The sequence below is a fragment of the Thermocatellispora tengchongensis genome (assembly GCF_014202315.1).
Classification (GTDB): Bacteria; Actinomycetota; Actinomycetes; order Streptosporangiales; family Streptosporangiaceae; genus Thermocatellispora; species Thermocatellispora tengchongensis.
Genome location: NZ_JACHGN010000010.1, coordinates 35,192 through 57,358 on the forward strand (window position 1 = coordinate 35,192; position 22,167 = coordinate 57,358).

Below are 22,167 nucleotides of genomic sequence, written 5' to 3' on the forward strand. Positions count from 1 at the left end.
TGCCTCGGCATAGTGGACGAACCACAGGCGTACCAGTCGTGGCGGGCAACCTCGCGGGCGGACCGGTTCACGACTGCCCACCGGCGCACCCCCCGCACGGAATTGGACATGATGGATGAGCTCGCCCCCGCCGATCCGTACCAAGCTGCTCAGGATCCTCCTGCTTCCGCTGGTCTCCATGGTCGCGTTATGGGGGTTCATCGCCTACTCCAGCGTGGAGGAGATCGTCACGGTCTCCCGGGCGCAGGACCGCTGGGAGGCGATCGGCTCTCCGGTGCTGCAACTGATCGTCGAGTTACAGCGGGAGCGCCAGCTCTCCGCCGAGGCGCCCCGCGGCACCGCCTCGTACGCGCCGCTGGCCGAGCAGCGGCGCGTCACCGACGCCAAGGCCGATCGCCTTCGTCAGATCATCGGATCAGTTGACCTCGAATCCGAGGGCGCCGAGACCCCGGAACAGGTGCGCGCCCTGGTGCAGGCGCTGGACGGCCTGCGTACGCTGCGCGCCTCCGCCGACGCGGGCAGGCTGACCCCGCCGCTGAAGGTCATCGACGCCTACAACAACCTGATCGACGTCGCCAACAAGCAGTTCAACGACCGCGACGCGCTGAGCAGCGTGTCGGCCTTCCAGGCGGTGCGCGGCATGGCGGCCTACAGCTCCACCGCCGAGTACCTGGGCCGCGAGCACGCGATCATCACCAGCACGATCGTGCACGGCAAGATGACCCCCGCCGACCGCGCCGCCTTCGTCGCCGCGTTCAACAGCCGCAGGATCGTCTTCGCCAACGCCGAGCGCGACGTGGGCCCGGAGCTGCGGGTGAACTTCGCCAAGCTGGCCGGCGGCGCCTCGTACAAGCGGCTGGTCGAGGCGGAGGACCTGCTGTTCACCTGGGACACCACCGGTGGCCCGCCGCCGGTGGACCCCGAGGTGTGGAAGAGCGACGCCGACGCCATGCTCGGCGCCATCTCCCGCGACACCCAGCGGGAACTGGCCCGCGCCGCGGCGGAGACCGAGGCGCAGAAGACCGGGGCGTACTGGCGGATCGGCCTGGTGCTGGTCCTGGGCCTGGCCGCGGTGGTCGTCTCGGTGCTGCTGTCGTACCGGTTCGGCCGCTCGCTGATCGACGAGCTGCGGCGGCTCCAGGCGTCGGCGGTGGAACTGGCCGAGCAGCGCCTGCCCAGGCTGGTCGAGCGGCTGCGCCGCGGCGAGGACGTGGACCCCGCCACCGAGGCCCCCAACCTGGACCCCGCCGACACCGCCGAGGTCGATCGCGTGGTGCACGCCTTCGCCGCCGTGCGCCGCACCGCCGTCGAGGCCGCGGTCGGCCAGGCCACCCTGCGCAAGGGCGTCGGTCAGGTCTTCCTCAACCTGGCCTGGCGCAACCAGGCCCTGCTGCACCGCCAGCTCGCGCTGCTGGACACCATGGAGCGCCGGGTCGAGGAGCCGGAGGTCCTGGAGGACCTGTTCAAGCTGGACCACCTCACCACCCGCATGCGGCGGCACGCGGAGAACCTGATCATCCTGTCCGACTCCGCGCCGGCCCGCCGCTGGCGCGACCCGGTGCCGCTGTTCGACGTCGTACGCGCGGCGGTGCTTGAGGTCGAGGACTACACCCGCGTCACGATCGCGCCGATGCCGAACGCGCCGCTGCTGATGGGCGCCGCGGTCACCGACGTGATCCACCTGGTCGCCGAGCTGGTGGAGAACGCCACCGTCTTCTCCCCGCCCGACACCACCGTGCACATCCGCAGCATGACCGCGGCCAACGGCTTCGCGCTGGAGGTCGAGGACCGGGGCCTGGGGCTGAACCAGGCCACCCTCGACGAGCTCAACGCCCGGCTGGCCGAGCCCCCGGAGTTCGACCTGGCCGACAGCGACCGGCTCGGCCTGTTCGTGGTGTCCAGGCTCGCCGCCCGCCACGGCATCAAGGTCGTGCTGCGCCGCTCGCCGTACGACGGGACCACCGCGATCGTGCTGCTGCCCTCGTCCCTGCTCGCCGCGTCCGCCGAGACCCCGGCCGCGGCCCAGCCGCAGCGCCAGGCGGAGCACGCCGCCGCGGCCCGCGCGGCCAGGCCCATGCGCGCCCTCGGCACCGCCCCCGCCGAGCCCAGATCCGGCGGCGTGGCCGTCGCACCGGACCCCTTCCCGGCGCCCCAGGCGCCCGGCAACCCGGCGCCCGAGGCACGCACCGGCCCCGTCGGCCTCGGCGGCCGGGGCGGCCGGGGCGGTGCGTCCGGTACGCACGGTGCGCCCGGCGTGCCCGTACGGGCCCCCGCTCCCGAGCCCGAGCGTGGGGCCTGGTTCGACGCCGGTCCCGCGCCCCGTCCGGCGGGCGGGACCGCGACCGGGCCGATCCCGACGCCCGTACCCGGTTCTCCCGTGCCTCCCGCCGCGCCGGCCGTGGAGTGGAGCGTCACGGTGCCCGCCCAGGACGCCGATGAGGACCTGGACGGGCTGCCGATGCGGATACCGCAGGCCAACATGGCTCCCCAGCTCCGCGACGCCCGGCGCGCGGAGCGGCGCTCCGTCTCGGTGCGCTCGCCGGAGGAGCTCGCCCAGCTCATGTCGTCCATGCAGCGCGGGTGGCAGCAGGGCCGCCGCCAGGCGGAGCAGGGACACGACGTGTGGAACCGAAAGGACGACCATCCCGATGCCCGACCCCAGAAGTGAACTGAGCTGGCTGCTCGACGACCTCACCCAGCGCGTTCCCGGCATCCGGCACGCCATCGTGCTGTCCGCCGACGGGCTGGCCATGGGCGGTTCCCGGGAGCTGACCCGGGAGGACGCCGAGCACCTGTCCGCCATCTCCGCCGGCAGCCACAGCCTGGCCATGGGCGCGGGCCGGCACTTCGGCCTGGGCGGCGTACGGCAGACCATCATCGAGATGGAGGGGGGCTTCCTGTTCGTCACCGCGGCCGGCCAGGGCGCCCGGCTGGCCGTGCTCGCCTCGGCCGACGCCGAACTCGGCATGGTCACCTACGAGATGGCGCTGATGGTCAAGCGGGTCGGCGAGCACCTGTCCGCGCAGCCGAGGGGGGCGGCACCGGCACCCGCCTGGAACGGCGCGAGACCGTGACCGGAGAGGATCCCGGGCCGCTGATCCGGCTGTTCGGGCTGACCGGGGGCAGGGCGCGCCCGCAGGGCGAGGCGTTCGACCTGGTGGCCATCGTGACGACGGTCAGCGGCTCCTACGAGCCCGCGGACCTGATCCCGGAGCATCGGGCCGTGCTGTCGGTGTGCCGCAGGCCCACGCCGGTGGCGGATGTCGCGGCCCACCTCAGGCTGCCGCTCAACGTCACCCGGGTGATCCTGGGCGACCTGCGGCGCGAGGGCCTGGTCACCATCGAGCGTCCGCGCCCCGTGGCGCAGACGATCGACGAACGCATCTACAGGGAAGTGCTGCATGGACTACGCAGCCTCTGAGCCGGGGGCGACCGCGGTCGCCTCGGCCTTGGCCATCAAGATCCTCATCGCGGGCGGCTTCGGCGTCGGCAAGACGACCATGGTCGGCACGATCAGCGAGATCCGGCCGCTGCACACAGAGGAGCTGCTGAGCGAGCGGAGCGTCGGGGTGGACGACACCTCGGGCGTGGAGGCCAAGACCACCACCACCGTGGCGCTGGACTTCGGCCGCATCACGATCCGCGAGGGGCTGTGGCTGTACCTGTTCGGCACCCCCGGGCAGGACCGGTTCTGGTTCATGTGGGACGAACTGGCCCTCGGCGCGCTCGGCGCCGTCGTGCTGGCCGACACCCGCCGCCTCCAGGACTGCTTCCCGGCCGTGGACTACTTCGAGCAGCGCGGCATCCCGTTCGTGGTCGGCGTCAACTGCTTCGACGGCGCCCGCCGCTACGACCCGGCCAAGGTGCGGCGGGCGCTGGGCCTGAACGAGACCATCCCGGTCGTGCTGTGCGACGTGCGCGAGCGCGAGTCGGTCAAGCACGTGCTCACCACGCTGGTCACGTACGCGGTGGAGGGCGTCTGACCGGCCCCGCCCCGCCTCACGGCCGGGCCGGGCCGGTCATGCCGGCGTACTCGCGGCGGGCGTCCGGCTCGGCCGCGCCGCCCGGCCCGCCGAAGGTGCCCTCGCGGCGTAGGGTGTGCCAGCGCAGGCGCACGCCGAGCAGCGCGGTCGCCACCGACTGGATCACCACCAGGTACATGAGCTGGCGGTAGACGAACTGCTGGAGCGGGAGCACCCACAGCGCCGAGGCCGGCTCGCCGTCCAGCCGCAGCGCGTACCAGCCGGTCAGGGCCTGCACCACGACGAACCCGGCCCACACCGCGACCACCGGCAGGGGGTCGCCCAGGACGGTGCTGTAGACCGCCATGAGATCGACCACCGGGGCCAGCAGCGGCAGCAGCACCTGGAACATCGCGAGGTAGCCCAGGCAGCGGCGGCCGAACGGGCCCCGTTCGAGCACCGCGCGCCGGTGCTTCCACATCGCCTGGAGCGTTCCGTAGCACCAGCGGTAGCGCTGCCGCCACAACTGGCCCAGCGAGCCCGGCGCCTCGGTCCAGGCCAGCGCCTTCTCCTCGTAGACCACCCGCCACCCGGACCGGCACAGCGCCATGGTCAGGTCGGTGTCCTCGGCCAGCGTGTCGGAGCTGACCCCGCCCAGGGCCAGCAGGGCCGAGCGGCGGAACGCGCCGATCGCGCCCGGCACGGTGGCCATGCAGTCCAGCAGTTCGAAGGCGCGCCGGTCCAGGTTGAACCCGATCACGTACTCGATGTGCTGCCAGCGCCCCACCATGCCGCCCCGGTTGCCGACCTTGGTGTTGCCGCTCACCGCGCCCACGGCCGGGTCGGCGAGCTGGCGCACCAGGTGGCCGATCGTGGCGGGCTCGAAGACGGTGTCGCCGTCCACCATGATGATCAGCTCGTGCGCGGCCTGGGAGATGCCGGTGTTGAGCGCGGCGGGCTTGCCGCCGTTGGGCCGGCGGATCACCCGTACGTTGGCGTGGCCGAGCGCCCCGGCCAGCTCGGTGGTGCGGTCGGTGGAGCCGTCGTCCACGACCAGGATCTCCACCTCGCCCGGGTAGGCGGTCTCGGCCAGTGAGCGCACGGTCGCCTGGATGCCCGCCTCCTCGTTGTACGCCGGCACGATCACGGTGACCGGCGGCGGCGCGGGCCAGGCGGGGGCACGGCCCTTGCGCCGCTTGCCGCCGCGGTTGCGCGCGGCGTGCATCCAGGCGAGCACGGCGAAGAACAGCAGCCGCCCGAGCGTCAGCGCCCCGGCCGCGAACAGCACCCACGACAGCGCGCCGGCGAACGCCTCGGCGGCGCGCTGGGCGAGGTTCAGCACGGACCCGATGAACCGGCCCGCGGTGTCGGCCGGCTGGTGCGCCGAGGGCAGGCCGACCGCCTGGCTGACGGTGACCGCCTTGTAGCCCTTGGGGACGAGCTCCTTGAGGACCAGCTCCACCGCCTCGACGGTCTGCCGCCGGTCGCCGCCCGAGTCGTGCATCATCACGATCGCGCCGCGGTTCCGGGGCGGGATCGCCGCGGCCGCGATCTTCGCCGCGCCGGGCCGGCTCCAGTCCTTGGTGTCGAGGTCGGTGAGCACGACGACGTAGCCCTGTGTCCCCGCCGCCCGGATGCTCTCCCACTGCGGCGTGCTGATCGCCTCGGGCGTCGAGGAGTACGGCGGGCGGGCCAGCGTGGTGTGCAGGTCGGTCGCCCCCGCCAGGGCCCGCTGCGTCAGCGACAGCTCCAGGCGCAGCCGCCAGCCGGGCACCTGCGACAGGTCGGCGTGCGAGTAGGTGTGGTTGCCCAGCTCGTGCCCCTCGGCGACGATCCGCCGCGCCAGCTCGGGATGCGCGGCCACCTTGGCGCCGACCACGAAGAACGTCGCCTTCGCGCGGTACTTCCGGAGCACGTCCAGCACCTGGGGCGTCCACTCCGGGTCGGGGCCGTCGTCGAAGGTCAGCGCGATGGTCCGGGCCGAGGGGCCGGCGCTGACGGGCAGGGGCCCGGCCGTGTTCAGCACGGCCTCGCCCTGGCGCGCCTCCCGCAGCGCGGGCGACGGCGGGGCGGTGTCGGCCGCGGCCGGGGCGGGGTGGGTCTCACCCACGACATCGGTGGTGTACCCGTTGAGCAGCAGCGCGGTGGCCACCAGGACCAGGCCGACGCCGAGCAGGAACCAGTGGCCGCGCGGGTCGGGCGGCGGCGGGGGCGGCTCGGTGGTGAGCGGCAGCGGCAGCGTGTCGGGTCCCTGGCCCTGCCCCGCGCGGAAGTCCTGCCACGCCGGCACCGGGGCGGGCGGCCACACCCGCCGGTCCTCGTCCCGCCGGGTCAATTCTTCGGCCCCTTCGTGCGGTCCGGGTCGTGCCCCGGCGGTGTCTTGGCCCGGCCGGACGGCGTGTCGGACGCGGTGGGCCCGGTGGGGTCGGTGGGCTCGGTGGGCGGGGCGGTGGGGTCCTCGGCCGGCTCGGCCGGGTCACGGGGGCTCGGCCTGGCGGAGCGGTCGCCCGGCCCCGTGCTGGGCGACGGCCGCGAGGTCGTGCGCTCCGCCTCGGGCCGTCGCGCCGGGAACGTGGCGGTGGCGGTGCCCGTCTCGGTGGGGGTGGGCCTCGCCTGGGCGCGCGTGGGCGAGGGCGTCGGCGGCTCCGGCCGGTCGGGCCGCGGCGTCGCCGACCGGGAGGGAGTGGCCGTGGCGCCGGCCGCTCCCGGGCCGTCTTCCGGCCACCCGGTGACGGCGAGCCTGGTGTCGGTGAACAGGCCGCCGATCACGATCCCGATCAGCGCGAGGACCAGCACGGCGGCCGCGACCGAGCTGATCATGATCAGCCGTCTTCGCCGTCCGCTCTCATCGACGAAGACCGCGGTCGTGTGGTGTTGCTCAGGGGGCACGCCGAGAAATGGTAGTGACCGGGGATAACCAGTGGGGAAACAGGCGACTTAACGGATTCGTCGCCGGAATCCCCTGCCGCAGGTCACGCCGCTCCGCCCGGCCCTCGGCGAGCCGTCACGGTGATCTCGATCCGGGCGGAGCCGAGGAGCTGGGCGCCCACCGTGGTGCGGACGGGGCGGGGCTCGGGGAAGTGCTTCTCGTAGACCGCGTTGTAGCGCTGGAACTCGCTCAGGTCGGTCATGTGGACCAGGCAGGAGACCACGTCGGCCAGGGTGCAGCCGGCCTCGGCGAGCAGGGCGGAGATCTTGGCGATGACGCCCTCGGTCTGCTCCTCGATGGTGGCGCCGGGGGCGGTCTGGCCGGCCAGGAAGACCAGATCGCCGCTGATCAGCCCCGGGGAGTACGGGCCGCCGGGCGGGGCGGACGGGGACGTGATGACGGTCTTGTCCATGGGCACAGCTCCTTGTGGATCGTCGGTCAGGGCCGCGACGGCGGCCGGGACGCGTTCGCAGAAGGTATATCCGAAAGGAACCGGGCCGGGGTGAACTCGGGCCAGGGCTCCCCGGCGCCCGGGTCCAGGGCCAGGACGGCGGCCAGGCGTCCCGCGTACGGGCCGGCCGTCAGGCCGTACGCGCTCAGGCCGGTCGCCACCACCACGCCGGGCGCGAGCCGGCCCAGCACCGGGCGGCCGTCCGCGGCCAGCGGGCGCAGGCCGGCGCGGATCTCGCCGATCGCCGCGCCCGCCAGTCCCGGCGCCACCGCCAGGCCCTCGGCCAGCACCTCGTGCACGCCGCCGACCGTGGGGCGGTGGTCGAAGCCGGCCAGTTCGCGGGTCGCGCCGAAGACCACCCGCGAGCCGGGGAAGCCCAGCAGGTACGGCCCGACCCGGGGCAGCACGATCGGCCAGCCCGAGGTGTCGGCGCCGGGCAGGTGGGCGTGCACGAGCTGCCCGCGCTGGGGGAGCACCGGCAGGCCGGGCACGAGCGGCGCGCACACCTCGCCGGTCCAGGCCCCGGCCGCCACGATCACCGCGTCCGCCCGCAGTGGGGCGCCGTCGATCGTGATCGTGCCGGGGTCGGCGGTCAGCGCGGCGGTGCCCGTGCGGATCGTGACACCCTGGCGGGCCGCGGCCGTGAGCAGGGCGTCGCGCACGGCCCGGCCGTCCACCCGGGCCGCGCCGTCGATCCGCAGCGCCGCCAGGCCGGGGCGCAGCGGCGGGAACAGCTCGCGCGGCTCGGCGGCCTCCTCCACCGCGCCCATCTCGGGCGCGCCCTCGTGGCGGCGCTCCAGCAGCGTCCGCGCGTCGCGCAGGCCGGAGGCGCCGTCGGCCACGACCAGCGCGCCCACCCGGGCGTACCCGGTCTCGCGGACGCCGTCCTCCGCCAGCATCGCGATCAGCTCGGGGTAGTGGCGGGCGCCCGCGGCGGTGAGCCGGTACCAGGCGTCGTCGTCCTCGTGGTCCACCCACGGGCAGATGATCCCGGCGCCCGCCGGGGTCGCCCGGCCGGGGGCGTCGCGGTCCACGACGGTCACCTCCAGCGCCTCCGGGGCGGCGCGGCGTCCCAGCTCGTACGCCGCCGCCGCGCCGGTGATGCCGCCTCCGATGATGACGATGCGCGTGCTGCTCATGGGCACAGTGTCGCTCACCCGGTCATGGCCCACACAGCGCCCGCCGGCGCGGCGCGTCAGCCCGTCACGGTGAGCGCGGTCCTGGCCAGGCCGCCGCCCGCGCAGCGCACGTAGACGGCATGGGTGCCGGGCCGGGCCGAGGCGGAGACGGTCAGCGTCGGGTACCAGGTCTCGGCGCGCGCGCCCGCCGCGGTCGTGCGCCGGGTGAACGCGCCGGAGGCCACCGACACCACCCGGCCGCTGGAGCAGACCGCGGTGACGGTGACCGACTGGCCGCGCGCCGCCTTGGCCGGGTGCACGCCGACGCCCGCCGCCACCTGGGCCAGCGGGCCGTCCCCGTCGCCGCCCCGGGTCGGGGTGGGGGAGGGGAGCGGGTGCTCGTGGTCGTGGGTCGGCGCGGTGGTGGGCGGCGCCGTGACCGGAGGCGTCACCGGAGGCGTGGGCGTGGCCGCGGGCCTGGTGGGCGCCTGCGTCGGGGCCGTGCCGCCGGAGGAGCCGGTGAAGACCACGTCGGAACAGGAGTAGAACGCCTCCGGGCTGTCGCTGCGCTGCCAGATCGCGTAGATCAGGTGGCGGCCCTGCTTGCCCGAGGGCAGCCTGGCGTCGATCGTGTACGCGCCGCCCGACAGCGCCGGGTCGGTGACCTTGGCGAACGGGGTGCTCTCCAGGTCCGACCACTTCAGTGGCGCGGTGGGGTCGTAGCCGTTCTTGGTGACGTACAGCTCGAAGGAGCCGCGGTGCGGCGCGGTGGCGCGGTAGGTGAAGGTGAAGGACGCCCCGCTGCGCAGCGTGGTGGCCGGCCAGTCGGCGCGGGCCTGATCGAGGCCGCGGTACTTGTCGCGGCCCGCGCTGCACAGCTCGCCGTCGGGGATGATCTGCCGGTGCCGGCCCGCGGCGTCGGCGATGTTGACCTCGTTCCAGTCGTAGAGGGGCTGGGTGCCGCCGAGCGCGACGGCCTGCTTGCACGCGGCGCTGTCCGGGCTCTCGGGGTTCTCGTTGTAGCAGACCAGGGCCCGGCTCGGCGGGTTGTTCATGGTCCCGTGCGCGTACGCCTGCCCGCTGAAGGCGGGCAGCAGCAGGGACGGCGCCGCGAGGGCGGCGATGACGAGGGCCTTGCGGCGGGCGGTGCTGGTGATCTCCATGGGGCCAAGCGTGCCGACCCCTCTCACCCGGAATATCTGCCTTTAGGCGCCGTTAAGGATCACTTACGGGCCGTTTCACGACCGGGCGGCCCGGGTCCGCCGCCCGCGCCGCGGCCGTCCGGCCGGCTCGCGCGGGCCGGTGCGCAGCCAGAGCTGCACGCTCGCCCCGCCCAGTGCGGCCGACCGCTCGATCTTCAGGAACCCGCCCGTCCCCTCCGCCAGCCGGCGGGCGATGTCCAGCCCCAGCCCGGTGGAGCCCGAGCCGCTGGCCCCGCGCCGCAGCGCCGCCCGCGGGTCGGGGATGCCCGGCCCCGCGTCCGCCACCAGCACGCCCGCCGTGTCCGCGCCCCGGTGCAGGGTCACCGAGAACGCGGTCCCCTCATCCGTGTGCCGGAACACGTTGCCGAGCAGCGCGTCCACGGCCGCGGTCAGCTCGGCCGCGGCGACCGGCACCGGGACCGGCTCCGCCGCGCCGACCAGGTCCCACGCCCGGCCCTGGTCCTCCGCGAGCGCCGACCAGAAGGCCAGCCGCTCCCGCAGCACCTCGGCCGCGTCGCAGCGCACCGCGCCGAGCGCCGGCCCGCCCCGGGGCGCCTCCCGGGCGCCTCGCGTGGCGGCGATGATCGCGTCCACCTCCTGTTCCAGGCGGCCGAGGGCCTGCCGGCTCGGCTCGGCCTCCGGGCCCAGGTGGCCCAGGCTGAGCCGGAGCGCGGTGAGCGGCGTACGCAGGCGGTGCGACAGGTCCGCGGCCAGCTCGCGCTCGGCGGCGAGCAGCGCCACGACCTGGTCGGCCATCGCGTTGAACGCCCGTCCGGCCGCGGCCACCTCCGGCGGGCCCGCGGGCTTGACGCGTACGCTGAGGTCGCCCGCGCCCAGCGAGGACGCCGCGGCCCCGAGCCGCCGGGTCGAGCGCACCAGGCGGGCCCCGAGCCGGTCGGTCACCACCACCGACCCGGCCACCAGCGCCACCGCCAGCCCGGCCAGCACCGCCCACGACCGGCCCACCCCGCGGGTCAGCGCCTCCGGCGGCACGTACACCTCGACCACCGCGCCGCGCCCCCGGTCCAGCACGACCGGGCGGAGCAGCACGTACGCCTCGCCGAGCGCGCGGGTGCTCGCCCGGCTCCGCTCCGCCGCCTCGCCGACCAGTGCCGCGGGAGCGTGCGAGGTGCCCAGCGTGCTGCCGTCGGGCAGGTGGATCGCGACGCGGTCGCGGGCCCCGGCGCCGGCCAGCGCGTACTCCAGCCGGTCGGGATCGGTGGTGATGGCCAGCGCGGGCACCAGCGCGGCGGCCTGCCGCTCGGCCCCGGCCAGGGCGCGCGCGTGCGCGGCCTCCCGGACCACCATCGCCAGCGGCACCAGGAAGGCGAGCGTGACCATCGTGGTGCAGGCCACCGCGAGCAGGGCCAGCGAGCGCCGCATGTCACTCCGCCGGGGCCGAGAGCATCACGCCGACCCCGCGCACGGTGTGCAGGTAGCGTGGTGCGGCTGCGCTCTCGCCCAGCTTGCGGCGCAGCCAGGACAGGTGCACGTCGATCGTCTGGTCCTCCCCGTACGCCTGCCGCCACACCTCCGTGCGCAGCTCGCGCCGTGAGACCACCCGGCCGGCGCGGGCGGCGAGATAGGCCAGCAGGTCGAACTCGCGCCGGGTCAGCGCGAGCGGCGCGCCGCCGAGCGTGGCCTCGCGCCGGTTCACGTTCACGGCCAGGCCGCCCACCCGCAGCACCTCGGGCGGGGCGGCGGCCCGCGCGCGCCGGAGCACCGCGTCCAGCCGGGCCGCGAGGTGGTCGCCGGAGAACGGCTTGACCAGGTAGTCGTCCGCGCCCGCGCGCAGCAGCCGGACGATCTCGGCCTCCTCGTCGCGGGCCGTGGCCACGATCACCGGCACCTCCGAGACGCCGCGGATCATCTTCAGCGCCTCGGACCCGTCCAGGTCGGGCAGGCCCAGGTCGAGCACGACCGCGTCGGGCGGGTGCTGGGCGATGTCCCGCAGCGCGTCCAGGGCGCGGCCGGCGCTGCGCACCGCGTGGCCCTGCCGGGTGAGCTCCTGGATGATCGCCGCGCGTACGAAGTCGTCGTCCTCCACCACGAGCACCGTCGCCATGCGACCACACCGTAGTGGCACATTGCTCCATAATTCACCGCATGCGGCGAGTCCTGGGGTACCTGGCGGTCTGGTGCGGCGCCACGGCCCTGGCCATCTCGCTCGCCTGGTTCGGGGTGCGGGACGTGCTGCGCGCCGAGGTGACCGACGAGGCGTACGCGGGCGTCGCGGTGGCCGCCGCCACCCGCACCGGCCGCCCCCCGGCCCCCACCCCGGCCGGCAGCCCGTCCGGCAGCACGGCCGACACCCCGGCCGACAGCACGGTCACCAGCACGGCCCCCACGTCGGCCGAGCCGGCGCGGCCCGAGGCGAAGCAGGAGCCCCGGCGCACCCGCAGGCCGGCCCCGTCGCCGTCCCCCTCGCAGACCGCCCCGTCGCCGTCCCCCCGCCGGCCGGAGGCCGCGGGCGGCGGCAAGGACGTGGCGGTGGTGCGGGTCAAGGGCGGGCAGGTGTCGTTCGACACCGGCGGCGGCGAGTGCCGGCTGATCTCCGCCAGCCCGGCGGCGGGCTACGAGGCGAAGGTCAGCGGCAACGTGCAGTGGATCAGGGTGGACCTGATCAAGGGCGAGCACGGCTCCTCGGTGTTCTGCACCTGGAACGGCCACCCGCCGATGACCGACGTGTGGGAGTTCTGAGCCTCAGCCCGCGCGCTCCAGCTCGGCGAGGTGCCGGGCGGCCTCCGCGATCCGGTCCTCGCCGAACACCCGGATGCCGTCGCGTTCGAGCAGCGCGGTGGTGACGCCGCTACCGGGGGTCTTGCGGCCGCTGAAGGAGCCGTCGTAGACCGCCAGCGCCCCGCACGAGGGGCTGCCCTCCTTCAGCACCGCGATCCGCACCGAGAAGGACCTGGCCGCCGCCAGCGCCGCCCGCGCCCCCGCCAGGAACGCGCCGGTCACGTCGTCGCCCGCCGGGGTCAGCACCCGCGCCGCGCCGGACAGCACGGCCTCGCCGCCGGCCCCGCCCTCGATCTCGGCCGGCGGCCGGGGCACCGGGAGCCCGCCCTCGACCTCGGGGCAGAAGGGCACCAGCCGCCCCTCCGCCCGCCAGGCCGCGAGCAGCGCGTCGTCGCTGCGCTTGGAGCCGCCGTCGTAGCGGACCTCACGCCCCAAGAGGCACGCGCTGACCAGGATTCTCTCCACGCTGTCCATCGTACGGACCCTCCGCGACCGCGGCGCCGTACCGCCGCCACCAGCGCGCCAGCGGCGCCGGGGACCACCAGGCGGCCCGGCCGAGCAGGCCCATCGCGGCGGGCAGCAGCAGCGCGCGCACGATGGTCGCGTCCACGACGACCGCGATCGTCAGACCGACCCCGATCATCAGCATCAGCACCATGTCGGCGGTCAGGAACCCGGCCACCACCACGGCCATCAGCAGCGCCGCGCCGGTGATCGTGGGCCCGGTGCGCTGCAGGCCCACCGCGACCGCCTCGGCCGGGTCGCCGGTGCGCTCCCACTCCTCGCGCACCCGGGCCAGCAGGAACACCTCGTAGTCCATGGCCAGGCCGAGCGCGATGCCGACCACCAGGACCGGGTAGTTGATGTCCACCGCGCCCGCGGGCACGAAGCCCAGCAGCCCGGACAACCAGCCGTCCTGGAACACCAGCTTGATCGCGCCGAACGCCGCCGTCAGCGACAGCAGGTTCAGCAGCAGGGCCTTCACCGGGATCACCACGGAGCCGAACGCCAGGAACAGCACCACGAACGACACCACCGCCACGGCCAGGGCCATCAGCGGCAGGCGTCCCAGGATCATCTCCACCACGTCCACCCGGGAGGCCGCCATGCCCGCGAAGCCCGCCTGCGCACCCGGCGGCGGTGGCGTCGCGCGCAGGCGCTCCACCATCGTGTACGCCTGCGGCGACATCGGGTCCGGCGTGTAGCCCACGCTCAGCCGGGCCTGGTTCCCGCGCACGCCGGTCACCTCGGCCTCGTGCACCCCGGGCACCCCGGCCAGCCGGCCCGCGTACGCGTCCAGCTCGGCGCGGGCGATCGGGCCGGACGCGGTGACGACGGCGGTCACCGTACGGGAGGGGTCGTGGGCGAAGCGGGCGGCCATCTGCTGGGTGACGTGCCTGGCCTCGGCGTCGGGCGGCAGCACCCAGTCGCCCGGCCGGGCCCAGTTGACCGACAGGAACGGCGCGCCGAGCGCGAGCAGCACCGCCACGACCGCGAGCGTGGTCGCCAGCGGGCGCCGGATCACGCCGCGGGCCAGCCGGTACCAGCGCCCCCGGTCGGCCGCCGCCACCCGCGGCGGGGGCAGGAACGGCACCCGCAGCGCGTTCACCCGCCGTCCGGCGAAGCGCAGCATCGCCGGCAGCAGCACCAGCGAGGCGGCCACGGCCACCACCACCGTCGCGATGCCGCCCCACGCCATGGAGATCAGGAACCGCGACGGGAAGACCAGCAGGCACGCGAACGACGCGCCGACCGTCAGCCCGGAGAACGCCACCGTGCGCCCGGCCGTGGCCATGGTGCGCTCCACCGCCGCGTCCACGTCGCGGCCGGCGGCCAGCTCCTCCCGGAACCGGGTCACCATCAGCAGCCCGTAGTCGATGGCCAGGCCGAGCGCGAGGATGCTGACCACGTTGAACGCGTACGTCGAGATCTCCGCGTACGTGGACACCACCCGCAGGATCGCCAGCGCGCCGGGCAGCACCACCAGGCCGACCAGCAGGGGCAGCGCGCCGGCCACCACCGTACGGAAGATCACCATGAGCAGGATCAGCACGACCGGCAGCGACAGCACCTCCGCGCGCACCAGGTCCTGCACGGCCAGCGCGTTGACCTGATGCGTCATCGGGGTCGAGCCGCCGAAGGAGACCTTCATCCCGGGCACCTCGGCCGCGGGCGCGGCGAGCGCGCCGCGGATCTCCTCGTACTGCCGGACCCGGTCCTGGTCCACGCCGGACGGCAGTTGCACCAGCGCGTACGCCGCCCGGCCGTCGCGGGAGAGGAAGTCCCGGTCCCCGGTGGACCAGTAGGACTCCACCCTCTCGGCCCGTTCGCGCGGCAGCGCGTCCAGCGCCCGCCGCACAGGCCCGGCGAACGCCGGATCACCGGCCGCCAGCCGGTCGCTCTCGTACAGCACGACGATGTCGGCGGCGTGGCGCCCGAGCGGCCCCTGCAGCACCCGCTCCGTGCGGACGGCCTCCATGTCCTCGGTCTCGAACCCGGAGCCGCCGATGACGTTCCCGAACACCCCCGTTCCCCACAGCACCCCCACCAGGACCACCACCGCGGTCCCGGCCACCACCCACCAGCGCCGCCGCGCCGCCCCACGGCCCAGGGCCGCGAACACGCCGGGCAGCCGGCCGTCATCTCTCGGTTGTGACATGGGGCCACGCTCGCGCGGCGGGCCGCCGGCGCGCTTCGGCCCGCGGGCCGGTCCGGCGGCCGATGGCAGGAGGCGCCTCCTCCACTAGCAGGAGGCCGGGCGGGCGGCGGCGGCCTACCATTCGAGTGTGATCGCGCGGTGGGTGCACAACGTGCTGCAGCCCGGACACGGCCCGGCGCGGGTGGGGGTGATGCTCGCCGCCCTGGTCGGCGACCTGCTGTTCGTCGAGACCGGGGCCGGGGCGGCCGGGTGGGCGTTCGCGCTGGCGGCGTTCGGGCTGGGCCTGCTGTTCGGCCTGTGGTCGCCGCTCGCCGCGGTGCTGGTCCAGGCGGGCATGCTCGCCCTGATGGACGTGCTCGGGCTGGGCGTCGTGGTCGCGATCAAGGTGATGACCTGTGTCACGCTGTTCGACCTCGCCGTACGCCGTCCGGGCCGGAGCTTCGCGGCCGGCGCGGTCGCCGTGGCGCTGGTGATGTGCTTCAACCTGTTCGGCGCGCTGCCCGCCGAGCTGCCGTCCGTGCTGTTCCGGGTCGCCATCGTGGTCGGCGTGCCGTTCCTGCTCGGCGGCTACGTGCGGATGATGAGCGAGGCGGCCGAGCGGGAGCGCGAGCGGGTGGCGCAGCGGATCGTGGCCTCGCGCACCGCCGAGCGCGCGGCCATCGCCCGCGAGCTGCACGACCTCGTCGCCCACCACGTGTCCTCGATGGTGCTGCGGGTGGGCGTGGCGCGGCACGTGCTGCCCCGCGACGACCCGCGGGTCACCGCGACCCTGGACGACCTGCACGCCTCGGGCACGGCCGCGCTCGCCGACCTGCGCAAGCTGGTGGCGATCCTGCGCGACCCGGCCCGGGTCGGCGACGACCCCGCCGCGTCCATCGTCGATCCCGGCACCCTGCCCGCCGCCCTGGACGCGGTGATGGAGCGGGGCCGCGGCAACGGGCTGGACGTGCGCGCCGCCATCGACCCGGCCGTGGCCGGCCTGGACGCGCTGCGCGGCATCGCGGTGCTGCGCCTGGCGCAGGAGGGCCTGGCCAACGTCGCCAAGCACGCCGGCCCGGCGGCCCGGGTGTGGGTGGGCGTGACCGTCGGCGACGACCGGTCGGTCCACCTGGACATCGCCGACGACGGCAGCCGCGGCGCCCCAGGGCAGACGGCGCCCCCAGGGCAGACAGCGCAGGCCGGGCAGCGGCGGCAGCCGGGGCACGGCCTGGTCGGGATGCGGGAGCGGGTGGACCTGCTCGGCGGCCACCTGGAGGTGGGCCCCGCCGGGCCGGGCGGGGCCGGGTGGCGGCTGTCCGCCATGCTGCCGGAGCCGGCCGCGTGATCCGCGTGCTGCTGGTGGACGACCAGCACCTCGTCCGGATGGGCCTGCGCATGTTGTGCGAGTCCGCGCCCGACATGGAGGTCGTGGGCGACGCGGCGGGCGGGGCCGAGGCGGTGCGGCTCGTCGAGGAGGTCGCGCCCGACGTGGTCCTGATGGACCTGCGCATGCCGGGCGTGGACGGCATCACCGCGACCAGGCGCATCACCGCCGCCCGGCCGGCCGTGCGGGTGCTGGCCGTCACCACCTTCGACGACGACGACCACCTCTACCCGGCCCTGGCCGCGGGGGCGTGCGGGTTCGTCACCAAGGACACCCCGCCGCCCGAGCTGCTGGACGCGATCCGCCGCGCCGCCGACGGCGACCGGGCCTTCAGCAGGCAGGTGCTGCGCAGGCTGGTCGAGACGGCGGTCGTCGCCCAGGGCACGTCCTCCGCCTCCGGCTCCGGCCCGGACGGGCTGCCCGGCACGCTGACCACGCGCGAGCGCGAGGTGCTCGGGCTGGTGGCGGGCGGCCTGTCCAACCGGCAGATCGCCGAGCGGCTCAACGTGGGCGTCACGACGGTCAAGACCCACATCGCCAGCCTGATGATCAAGCTGGACTGCCCGAACCGAATCCGCCTGGCCGTGCTCGCCGCCCGCCACGGCCTGGGCTGACCGCGTCAGGACGCCGGGGCCGGGGTCCTGACGCGCGGGATCAGCAGGACCGGCACCAGGGCGGTCGCCGCGATGCCGAGCGCGCACCAGAAGGCCCCGGTGAACGGGTTCTCCAGCCCGGCCCGGGTGAAGACCTGGAGCAGCCGGAAGACGATGAGGGCGCCGATCGACCAGGCCGCCCCGCACAACACCGACCCGGCGGTGAACACCAGCAGCGCGGCCACCCACATGCGGCGCACGCCGAACCTGGCCATCGCCCAGCCGGTGACCGGGATCGCCATGGACAGCGCGAGCAGGTAGCCGGTGAGCACCCACTGGATCGTCGCCACCGAGGCGCCGAAGTCGCGGGCGAAAGCGCCGACGGCGACGTTGACGATCGTGCCGTCCAGCATCGTCATGATCAGTCCGAGCAGCACGACGAGCGCCGTCCTGCCCAGTGCCGGGTCCGCCCCGGTCGCGCTCCGCGCGGTGGTCGTCATCGAGCCGGGTCCTCCCGTACGCTGTATCGCTTCTCCGTACACTGTAGCGCTAACTCCGTACGGTGTAGCAGTCGAACTAGACTGTGGGCCGTGACATCCGAGAACGGCGCCGTTCCGGTGTGGGCGCGTCCGCCCGCCGGGCGCCGGACGACGCTGAGCCGCGAGGCGATCGTGGCCGCGGCGGTGGCCGTCGCCGACGCCGAGGGGCTGGCCGCGGTCTCGATCCGCCGTGTCGCCGCCGAGCTGGGCGCCCGCGCGATGAGCCTGTACACCTACATCGAGCGCAAGGAGGACCTCCTCGACCTGATGGCCGACGAGGTCATCGCGGAGGCCCACGTCGCCGAGCCGCTGCCGTCCGACTGGCGCGAGGCCACCATGACCATCGCCCGGAGCGAGCGCGCCGCCGTCCGCCACCACCCCTGGCTGGTCGAGCTGATCTCCCGGCGCGAGGCCGTCGGGCCCAACGGGCTGCGCCACCTGGAGCAGTCCGTGGCCGCGCTGAGCGGGCTCGGCCTGGACCGCGCCGCCACCCTGCGCATCCTCGCCGCCGTCGGCGACTACACCCGCGGCTTCATCCTGCGCGAGCACAACGCCGCCGACCCCCGGCGCACCGCCGCGGTGGACCGCTACTTCAAAGAGCGCGTCGGCACCGGCGCCTACCCGCACCTGGAGCCGATGTTCCGCGACGGCGTCCCCGAGCAGGAGGACACCTTCGAGATCGGCCTCACCTGGCTGCTCAACGGCATCGCGGCCGGCCTGGACCGGGAGGAGTCGCCGTGAACACGCCGATCGCGGCCGTCGTCATCGCGCTCTCGCTGCTGCTCATGCTGGCGAGCCTGATCACGGCCTTCCGCAACCGGGCCATGGGCATGGTCCTGCTGATCGGCTTCTGCGTGCTCGAAGTGGCCGTGCTGGTGCAGGCCGGTGTCACCGTCGCGGCGGCCGTCGGCGGCGAGGGGCCCTCGGACAAGGTCACCCTGTACGGCTACCTGATCGGCACCGCGCTGATCCCGCCCGCCGGGGTCGCGCTGGCCCTGGCCGAGCGCAGCCGGTGGGGCTCGGGAATCCTCGTCGTGGCCGGGTTCGCCATCGCGGTGATGACCGGCAGGCTGCTGCAGATCTGGCAGGGCACGGCATGAGCACCGGCGGCGGCATCGGCACCGGCCCCGGGCGCGCGCTGATCGCGGTCTACGGGCTGTTCTCGCTGGCGGCGGGCGCGCGGGCCGGGGTGCAGATCGCCACGAGGTTCGCCGAGGCGCCGCTGGCGTACTCGCTGTCGGCGTTCGCCGCGGCGGTGTACGTCCTGCTCACGGTGGCGCTGGCCCTCGGCGCCCGGCGTACGGCGCTGGCGGCGCTCGGCGTCGAGCTGGCCGGGGTCCTGGTGATCGGCACCGCCAGCCTGGTCGATCCGGCCGCGTTCCCCGACGAGACCGTCTGGTCGGCGTACGGCAGGGGCTACCTGTTCATTCCGCTCGTGCTGCCGTTGCTCGGCCTTTACTGGCTGCTGCGCCCCCGCCGGTAGCGCGCCCACGGGCGATCCGGAGGTTTCCGTTCTCCTCTCTCGGGCAGCGGAGGGTCTCAACCCCAACAGAGGGTCAAGTCCCGACGGAGGGTGGAAATCCCAGATGAGTTTCATCGAACACTCGGTTGACCTGCGCGTGCCCGTGCGCACCGCGTACGACCAGTGGACGCAGTTCGAGAGCTTCCCGGAGTTCATGGAAGGCGTCGAGTCGGTCAAGCAGCTCGACGACGCGCGTACCGCCTGGGCGGCCGAGATCGCCGGCGTGCGCCGCGAGTTCGAGGCCGAGATCACCGAGCAGCGCCCGGACGAGCTGATCTCCTGGCGCTCGCTCGACCGTCCCCGCCACACCGGCGTGGTGACGTTCGACAAGCTCGACGACTCGACCTGCCGGGTCACGCTGCGCATGGAGTACGACCCCGAGGGCTTCGCGGAGACGGCGGGCGACTGGCTGCAGATCGTGCGCATGCGCGTCCGCGGCGACGTGGAGCGCTTCAAGCGCTTCATCGAGTCCCGCGGCCGTGAGACCGGGGCCTGGCGCGGCGAGATCCCCGGCGACGCCCGTACCAACCCCGGCACGCCGACCAACCCCGGCACGCCGGCCGCCCCCGGCACGGCGGCAACCCCTGGCGCGGCGACTCCGCAGGGCTACGGCCCGCAGGACCACGTGCCCGGCACCGGCGTCCCCCCGGCGCCGGCCCCGCGGTCCTGGACCGGCCGCAACCCGGGCGACGACCCGCCGGCCGTCCCGAACCCCCGGGTCTGATCCCCCCTGACAGGCTGCGCCGGGTGCCGAAAGGGCCCCGCACCCGGTGAGCCCCGTGGCCACGGCCGCCCCGTCCGATACGGGCGCGGCCGTGGCCGTTTTCACGCACCGCACCGTCTGCCCCCAATGCGTGGGTCATGTGGGGGTCAGGAACAATCTCACCGTTCGCTCCTGTTATGGTGAAGGTCATCCGCTACTCATCCCATCATGGGATGTTTTTCTGGACGATGATCGACAACAGGGAGGATCGGGCCCGGCATGAGCGTGCTCACCTATGGGGCATCAGGACGTACCAGGTCGTTCGCGTGGTTGCTCGTGCTGGGGATCGTGCTCGCCTCGCTGAACCTGCGTACCGCGGTGACCAGCGTCGGGCCGTTGCTGGAGCAGATCTCCACCGCGCTCGGCCTGACCGGGGTGACCACGGGGCTGCTCACCACGCTGCCCGTGCTCTGCTTCGCCACCGTCGGCGCGATGACCCCGTCCCTCGCGCGCCGCATCGGCGAGCACCGCCTGCTGCTGGCCGCGCTGCTCGCGCTCGGCGTGGGCCTGCTGGTGCGGGCGGTGGTCGAGTCGGCGACGGTGTTCCTGCTCAGCAGCGCCCTGGCGCTGTCGGGCGGCGCGGTCGGCAACGTGCTGATCCCGACGCTGATCAAGCGCCACTTCCCGGGCCGGGCCGGCACGATGACCACCGTCTACACCACCGCCCTGGCCGTGGGCACCATGCTCGCCGCCGCGGCCACCGTGCCGATCGAGCGCGCCGCCGACGGCAACTGGCACGTCGCGCTCGGCGTGTGGGCCGCGCTGGCGGCGGTGTCCGCGCTGCCGTGGCTGGTGCTGCTGCGCCGCGAGCCCGCCCGCGTCACCGCCGGCGAAGGGGCGCGCGACCTCGGCCCGCGCGCGCTCTTGCGCAGCCGCCTCGCCTGGGCCGTCGCCGGGTACTTCGGCGCCCAGTCGCTGCTGGCCTACGTGATGTTCGGCTGGCTGTCGCAGATGCTGCTGGACAAGGGGTTCACGGCCGGTCAGGCCGGGATCGCGCTGGCGGTGTTCACCGGCCTCGGCATCCCGGTCTCCCTCGCCGTGCCTCCGCTCACCGCACGTTTCGCCGACCAGCGGCCCCTGGTGACCGCCTTCGCCGCCCTGTACGTCGTGGGATTCGCCGGCCTCTGGCTCGCCCCCGGCAACACCGCCATGGTCTGGGTGGTGCTGATCGGGATCGCCATGGGCTCCTTCCCGCTGGCGCTGACCATGCTCGCGCTGCGCACCCGCACCCCCGAGGCCACCGCCGCGCTGTCGGCGTTCGGGCAGAGCATCGGCTACCTGATCGCGGGCGCGGGCCCGCTGCTCGTCGGCGTCCTGTACGCCGCCACCGGCGGCTGGGCGGTGACCTTCGTGCTGCTGTTCGTGATCACCGCGGCCCAGCTCACCACCGGCTGGTACGCGGGCCGCGACCGCCGCCTGGAGGACGAGCGCGCCTGATCGTCACTCCCGCTCCTCGCCGCCGGGGGGCCGGTGGCCGAGCCGCTCCGACAGCGAGCGCGCGCCGCGGCGTACTAAATCGCCCCATTCCCGGCGGCGGCGGGAGTCCCAGCGCAGGATCGGCACCGAGATGCTCAGCGCCGCCACCATCGCCCCGGTGTGGTCGTGGACCGGCGCGGCCACGCAGTTGACGGCTTCGTTGGACTCGCACTCGTCGTAGGCCAGGCCCTCCCGGCGGATCTCGGCCAGCTCCGTGCGCAGCAGCTCCGGCGAGGTGATGCTGCGCGCGGTCATCGCGGTCATCTCGCGGTCGGGCGGGTAGCACGCGTCCAGCGCCTGCGGGCTCAGACCGGACAGGAGCATCTTGCCGACCCCGGTGCAGTGCGCGGGCAGGCGGCGGCCGACCGCCGAGACCATGCGCACCGGGTGGGTGCTGTCCACCTTGGCGATGTAGACCACCTCGGCGCCGTCGAGCACCGCCGCGTGCACGGTCTCGTCGCAGCTCGCCGCGATCTCCCGCGCGGCGACCAGCGCCTCGTGCGCCAGGTCGAGCTGCTCGGCGAAGACGTTGCCGAGCTGGAACAGGCGCATGCCCAGCCGGTAGCGGGTCGGCTGGCCGGGCTCGGCCGTCAGGTACGCCCGGTCGGCCAGCGTGGTCACCAGCTCGTGCACGGTCGTACGGGGCAGCCCGGTCAGCTCGGTGATCTGCGACGCGGAGCGCGCCTTGCCGTCGAGGAAGAGCTCCAGGATGTCCAGGGCGCGGGACACGGCGGGAACAGCGCGGCCCATTCGCACTCCTAAAGGCGAGAGTTGTTCGAAATTTCGTACAGTGACCGAAATTTCGGCTGAAGTGTTGACCGTCCGATCTGTCGGTTTTACAGTCTCGGCAA

Annotated in this window: 23 protein-coding genes; 12 read left to right on the forward strand and 11 right to left on the reverse strand. The window is 74.7% G+C overall.

Annotated elements, in window-relative coordinates; genetic code table 11:
* Positions 1 to 115 precede the first annotated feature (115 nt).
* From HNP84_RS23385 to HNP84_RS23400, 4 genes are read left to right on the forward strand one after another with little or no spacing between them, the layout of a single operon-like run.
* Positions 116 to 2,668, forward strand: a complete 2,553-nt coding sequence (locus HNP84_RS23385) for a sensor histidine kinase (protein ID WP_185052021.1) — start codon at positions 116 to 118, stop codon at positions 2,666 to 2,668.
* The gene (locus tag HNP84_RS23390; protein ID WP_185052022.1) at positions 2,649 to 3,074 is read left to right on the forward strand and encodes a roadblock/LC7 domain-containing protein; all 426 of its coding nucleotides are present in this window, start codon (positions 2,649 to 2,651) and stop codon (positions 3,072 to 3,074) included. The genes HNP84_RS23385 and HNP84_RS23390 overlap by 20 nt, the downstream gene beginning before the upstream one ends.
* A complete protein-coding gene (locus HNP84_RS23395; protein ID WP_221336636.1) occupies positions 3,071 to 3,421 on the forward strand; it encodes a DUF742 domain-containing protein in 351 nt (116 codons plus the stop codon). The genes HNP84_RS23390 and HNP84_RS23395 overlap by 4 nt, the downstream gene beginning before the upstream one ends.
* Complete coding sequence (locus tag HNP84_RS23400) at positions 3,402 to 3,983, forward strand: GTP-binding protein (RefSeq protein WP_185052023.1); 582 nt, start codon at positions 3,402 to 3,404, stop codon at positions 3,981 to 3,983. Before HNP84_RS23395 ends, HNP84_RS23400 begins: the two co-directional genes overlap by 20 nt.
* Before the next feature lie 16 nt (positions 3,984 to 3,999).
* Here the strand turns inward: HNP84_RS23400 and HNP84_RS23405 are convergent, their stop codons facing one another.
* From HNP84_RS23405 to HNP84_RS23435, 7 genes are all read right to left on the reverse strand, one after another.
* A complete protein-coding gene (locus HNP84_RS23405; RefSeq protein WP_221336637.1) occupies positions 4,000 to 6,297 on the reverse strand; it encodes a bifunctional polysaccharide deacetylase/glycosyltransferase family 2 protein in 2,298 nt (765 codons plus the stop codon).
* Positions 6,294 to 6,851, reverse strand: coding sequence for a hypothetical protein (locus HNP84_RS23410; RefSeq protein ID WP_185052025.1), 558 nt, complete (start codon positions 6,849 to 6,851; stop codon positions 6,294 to 6,296). The genes HNP84_RS23405 and HNP84_RS23410 overlap by 4 nt, the downstream gene beginning before the upstream one ends.
* Before the next feature lie 83 nt (positions 6,852 to 6,934).
* Entirely contained in the window at positions 6,935 to 7,303 is a 369-nt protein-coding gene (locus HNP84_RS23415) for a RidA family protein (protein ID WP_185052027.1), read from the reverse strand.
* 26 nt (positions 7,304 to 7,329) lie between these two features.
* Positions 7,330 to 8,481, reverse strand: coding sequence for an NAD(P)/FAD-dependent oxidoreductase (locus tag HNP84_RS23420; protein ID WP_185052029.1), 1,152 nt, complete (start codon positions 8,479 to 8,481; stop codon positions 7,330 to 7,332).
* A gap of 56 nt (positions 8,482 to 8,537) precedes the next feature.
* Positions 8,538 to 9,623, reverse strand: coding sequence for a lytic polysaccharide monooxygenase auxiliary activity family 9 protein (locus HNP84_RS55160; RefSeq protein ID WP_185052031.1), 1,086 nt, complete (start codon positions 9,621 to 9,623; stop codon positions 8,538 to 8,540).
* Between the two features lie 75 nt (positions 9,624 to 9,698).
* On the reverse strand, positions 9,699 to 11,045 hold the full coding sequence (locus HNP84_RS23430) for a sensor histidine kinase (RefSeq protein WP_185052033.1): 1,347 nt from the start codon (positions 11,043 to 11,045) through the stop codon (positions 9,699 to 9,701).
* Position 11,046: 1 nt separating this feature from the next.
* Positions 11,047 to 11,727 carry a response regulator transcription factor gene (locus HNP84_RS23435; RefSeq protein ID WP_185052035.1) on the reverse strand — a complete coding sequence of 227 codons (681 nt, stop codon included), beginning with the start codon at positions 11,725 to 11,727 and terminating at the stop codon, positions 11,047 to 11,049.
* A gap of 41 nt (positions 11,728 to 11,768) precedes the next feature.
* Here HNP84_RS23435 and HNP84_RS23440 point away from each other — a divergent pair, with 41 nt between their 5' ends.
* Positions 11,769 to 12,362, forward strand: a complete 594-nt coding sequence (locus HNP84_RS23440; protein ID WP_185052037.1) for a hypothetical protein — start codon at positions 11,769 to 11,771, stop codon at positions 12,360 to 12,362.
* A 3-nt stretch (positions 12,363 to 12,365) separates the two neighbouring features.
* Here the strand turns inward: HNP84_RS23440 and HNP84_RS23445 are convergent, their stop codons facing one another.
* Positions 12,366 to 12,866 (reverse strand): 2-thiouracil desulfurase family protein, encoded by a 501-nt coding sequence (locus HNP84_RS23445; RefSeq protein ID WP_185052038.1) that lies wholly within the window; start codon positions 12,864 to 12,866, stop codon positions 12,366 to 12,368.
* Complete coding sequence (locus HNP84_RS23450) at positions 12,826 to 15,060, reverse strand: MMPL family transporter (protein WP_221336639.1); 2,235 nt, start codon at positions 15,058 to 15,060, stop codon at positions 12,826 to 12,828. Before HNP84_RS23450 ends, HNP84_RS23445 begins: the two co-directional genes overlap by 41 nt.
* A gap of 127 nt (positions 15,061 to 15,187) precedes the next feature.
* Between HNP84_RS23450 and HNP84_RS56165 the strand changes: the two genes are divergently transcribed.
* Both HNP84_RS56165 and HNP84_RS23460 read left to right on the forward strand, forming a co-directional pair.
* The gene (locus HNP84_RS56165) at positions 15,188 to 16,384 is read left to right on the forward strand and encodes a sensor histidine kinase (protein ID WP_221336640.1); all 1,197 of its coding nucleotides are present in this window, start codon (positions 15,188 to 15,190) and stop codon (positions 16,382 to 16,384) included.
* Complete coding sequence (locus tag HNP84_RS23460; protein WP_185052039.1) at positions 16,381 to 17,037, forward strand: response regulator transcription factor; 657 nt, start codon at positions 16,381 to 16,383, stop codon at positions 17,035 to 17,037. Before HNP84_RS56165 ends, HNP84_RS23460 begins: the two co-directional genes overlap by 4 nt.
* Positions 17,038 to 17,042: 5 nt before the next feature.
* Here the strand turns inward: HNP84_RS23460 and HNP84_RS23465 are convergent, their stop codons facing one another.
* On the reverse strand, positions 17,043 to 17,516 hold the full coding sequence (locus HNP84_RS23465; RefSeq protein WP_185052040.1) for an MFS transporter: 474 nt from the start codon (positions 17,514 to 17,516) through the stop codon (positions 17,043 to 17,045).
* Between the two features lie 90 nt (positions 17,517 to 17,606).
* Between HNP84_RS23465 and HNP84_RS23470 the strand changes: the two genes are divergently transcribed.
* The 5 genes from HNP84_RS23470 to HNP84_RS23490 all read left to right on the forward strand — a co-directional run bounded on the left by HNP84_RS23470 (position 17,607) and on the right by HNP84_RS23490 (position 21,277).
* Positions 17,607 to 18,296 (forward strand): TetR/AcrR family transcriptional regulator C-terminal domain-containing protein, encoded by a 690-nt coding sequence (locus HNP84_RS23470; protein WP_221336641.1) that lies wholly within the window; start codon positions 17,607 to 17,609, stop codon positions 18,294 to 18,296.
* Positions 18,293 to 18,655 (forward strand): hypothetical protein, encoded by a 363-nt coding sequence (locus HNP84_RS23475; protein WP_185052041.1) that lies wholly within the window; start codon positions 18,293 to 18,295, stop codon positions 18,653 to 18,655. The genes HNP84_RS23470 and HNP84_RS23475 overlap by 4 nt, the downstream gene beginning before the upstream one ends.
* A complete protein-coding gene (locus tag HNP84_RS23480; RefSeq protein ID WP_185052042.1) occupies positions 18,652 to 19,038 on the forward strand; it encodes a hypothetical protein in 387 nt (128 codons plus the stop codon). Before HNP84_RS23475 ends, HNP84_RS23480 begins: the two co-directional genes overlap by 4 nt.
* Before the next feature lie 103 nt (positions 19,039 to 19,141).
* The gene (locus HNP84_RS23485; RefSeq protein WP_185052043.1) at positions 19,142 to 19,801 is read left to right on the forward strand and encodes an SRPBCC family protein; all 660 of its coding nucleotides are present in this window, start codon (positions 19,142 to 19,144) and stop codon (positions 19,799 to 19,801) included.
* A 258-nt stretch (positions 19,802 to 20,059) separates the two neighbouring features.
* Positions 20,060 to 21,277, forward strand: a complete 1,218-nt coding sequence (locus HNP84_RS23490; RefSeq protein WP_185052044.1) for a CynX/NimT family MFS transporter — start codon at positions 20,060 to 20,062, stop codon at positions 21,275 to 21,277.
* Between the two features lie 3 nt (positions 21,278 to 21,280).
* Here the strand turns inward: HNP84_RS23490 and HNP84_RS23495 are convergent, their stop codons facing one another.
* Positions 21,281 to 22,066 (reverse strand): IclR family transcriptional regulator, encoded by a 786-nt coding sequence (locus HNP84_RS23495; RefSeq protein ID WP_185052045.1) that lies wholly within the window; start codon positions 22,064 to 22,066, stop codon positions 21,281 to 21,283.
* Between the last annotated feature and the right edge of the window lie 101 nt (positions 22,067 to 22,167).

Excerpts from the sequence above, each read along its gene's own strand:
- HNP84_RS23495 (WP_185052045.1), bottom strand. The coding sequence starts at position 22,066 with ATGGGCCGCGCTGTTCCCGCCGTGTCCCGCGCCCTGGACATCCTGGAG.
- HNP84_RS23385 (WP_185052021.1), top strand. The coding sequence starts at position 116 with ATGAGCTCGCCCCCGCCGATCCGTACCAAGCTGCTCAGGATCCTCCTG.
- HNP84_RS23490 (WP_185052044.1), top strand. The coding sequence starts at position 20,060 with ATGAGCGTGCTCACCTATGGGGCATCAGGACGTACCAGGTCGTTCGCG.
- HNP84_RS23400 (WP_185052023.1), top strand. The coding sequence starts at position 3,402 with ATGGACTACGCAGCCTCTGAGCCGGGGGCGACCGCGGTCGCCTCGGCC.
- HNP84_RS23390 (WP_185052022.1), top strand. The coding sequence starts at position 2,649 with ATGCCCGACCCCAGAAGTGAACTGAGCTGGCTGCTCGACGACCTCACC.
- HNP84_RS23480 (WP_185052042.1), top strand. The coding sequence starts at position 18,652 with ATGAGCACCGGCGGCGGCATCGGCACCGGCCCCGGGCGCGCGCTGATC.
- HNP84_RS23435 (WP_185052035.1), bottom strand. The coding sequence starts at position 11,727 with ATGGCGACGGTGCTCGTGGTGGAGGACGACGACTTCGTACGCGCGGCG.
- HNP84_RS23440 (WP_185052037.1), top strand. The coding sequence starts at position 11,769 with ATGCGGCGAGTCCTGGGGTACCTGGCGGTCTGGTGCGGCGCCACGGCC.
- HNP84_RS23430 (WP_185052033.1), bottom strand. The coding sequence starts at position 11,045 with ATGCGGCGCTCGCTGGCCCTGCTCGCGGTGGCCTGCACCACGATGGTC.
- HNP84_RS23465 (WP_185052040.1), bottom strand. The coding sequence starts at position 17,516 with ATGACGACCACCGCGCGGAGCGCGACCGGGGCGGACCCGGCACTGGGC.
- HNP84_RS23485 (WP_185052043.1), top strand. The coding sequence starts at position 19,142 with ATGAGTTTCATCGAACACTCGGTTGACCTGCGCGTGCCCGTGCGCACC.
- HNP84_RS23450 (WP_221336639.1), bottom strand. The coding sequence starts at position 15,060 with ATGTCACAACCGAGAGATGACGGCCGGCTGCCCGGCGTGTTCGCGGCC.
- HNP84_RS55160 (WP_185052031.1), bottom strand. The coding sequence starts at position 9,623 with ATGGAGATCACCAGCACCGCCCGCCGCAAGGCCCTCGTCATCGCCGCC.
- HNP84_RS23420 (WP_185052029.1), bottom strand. The coding sequence starts at position 8,481 with ATGAGCAGCACGCGCATCGTCATCATCGGAGGCGGCATCACCGGCGCG.
- HNP84_RS23415 (WP_185052027.1), bottom strand. The coding sequence starts at position 7,303 with ATGGACAAGACCGTCATCACGTCCCCGTCCGCCCCGCCCGGCGGCCCG.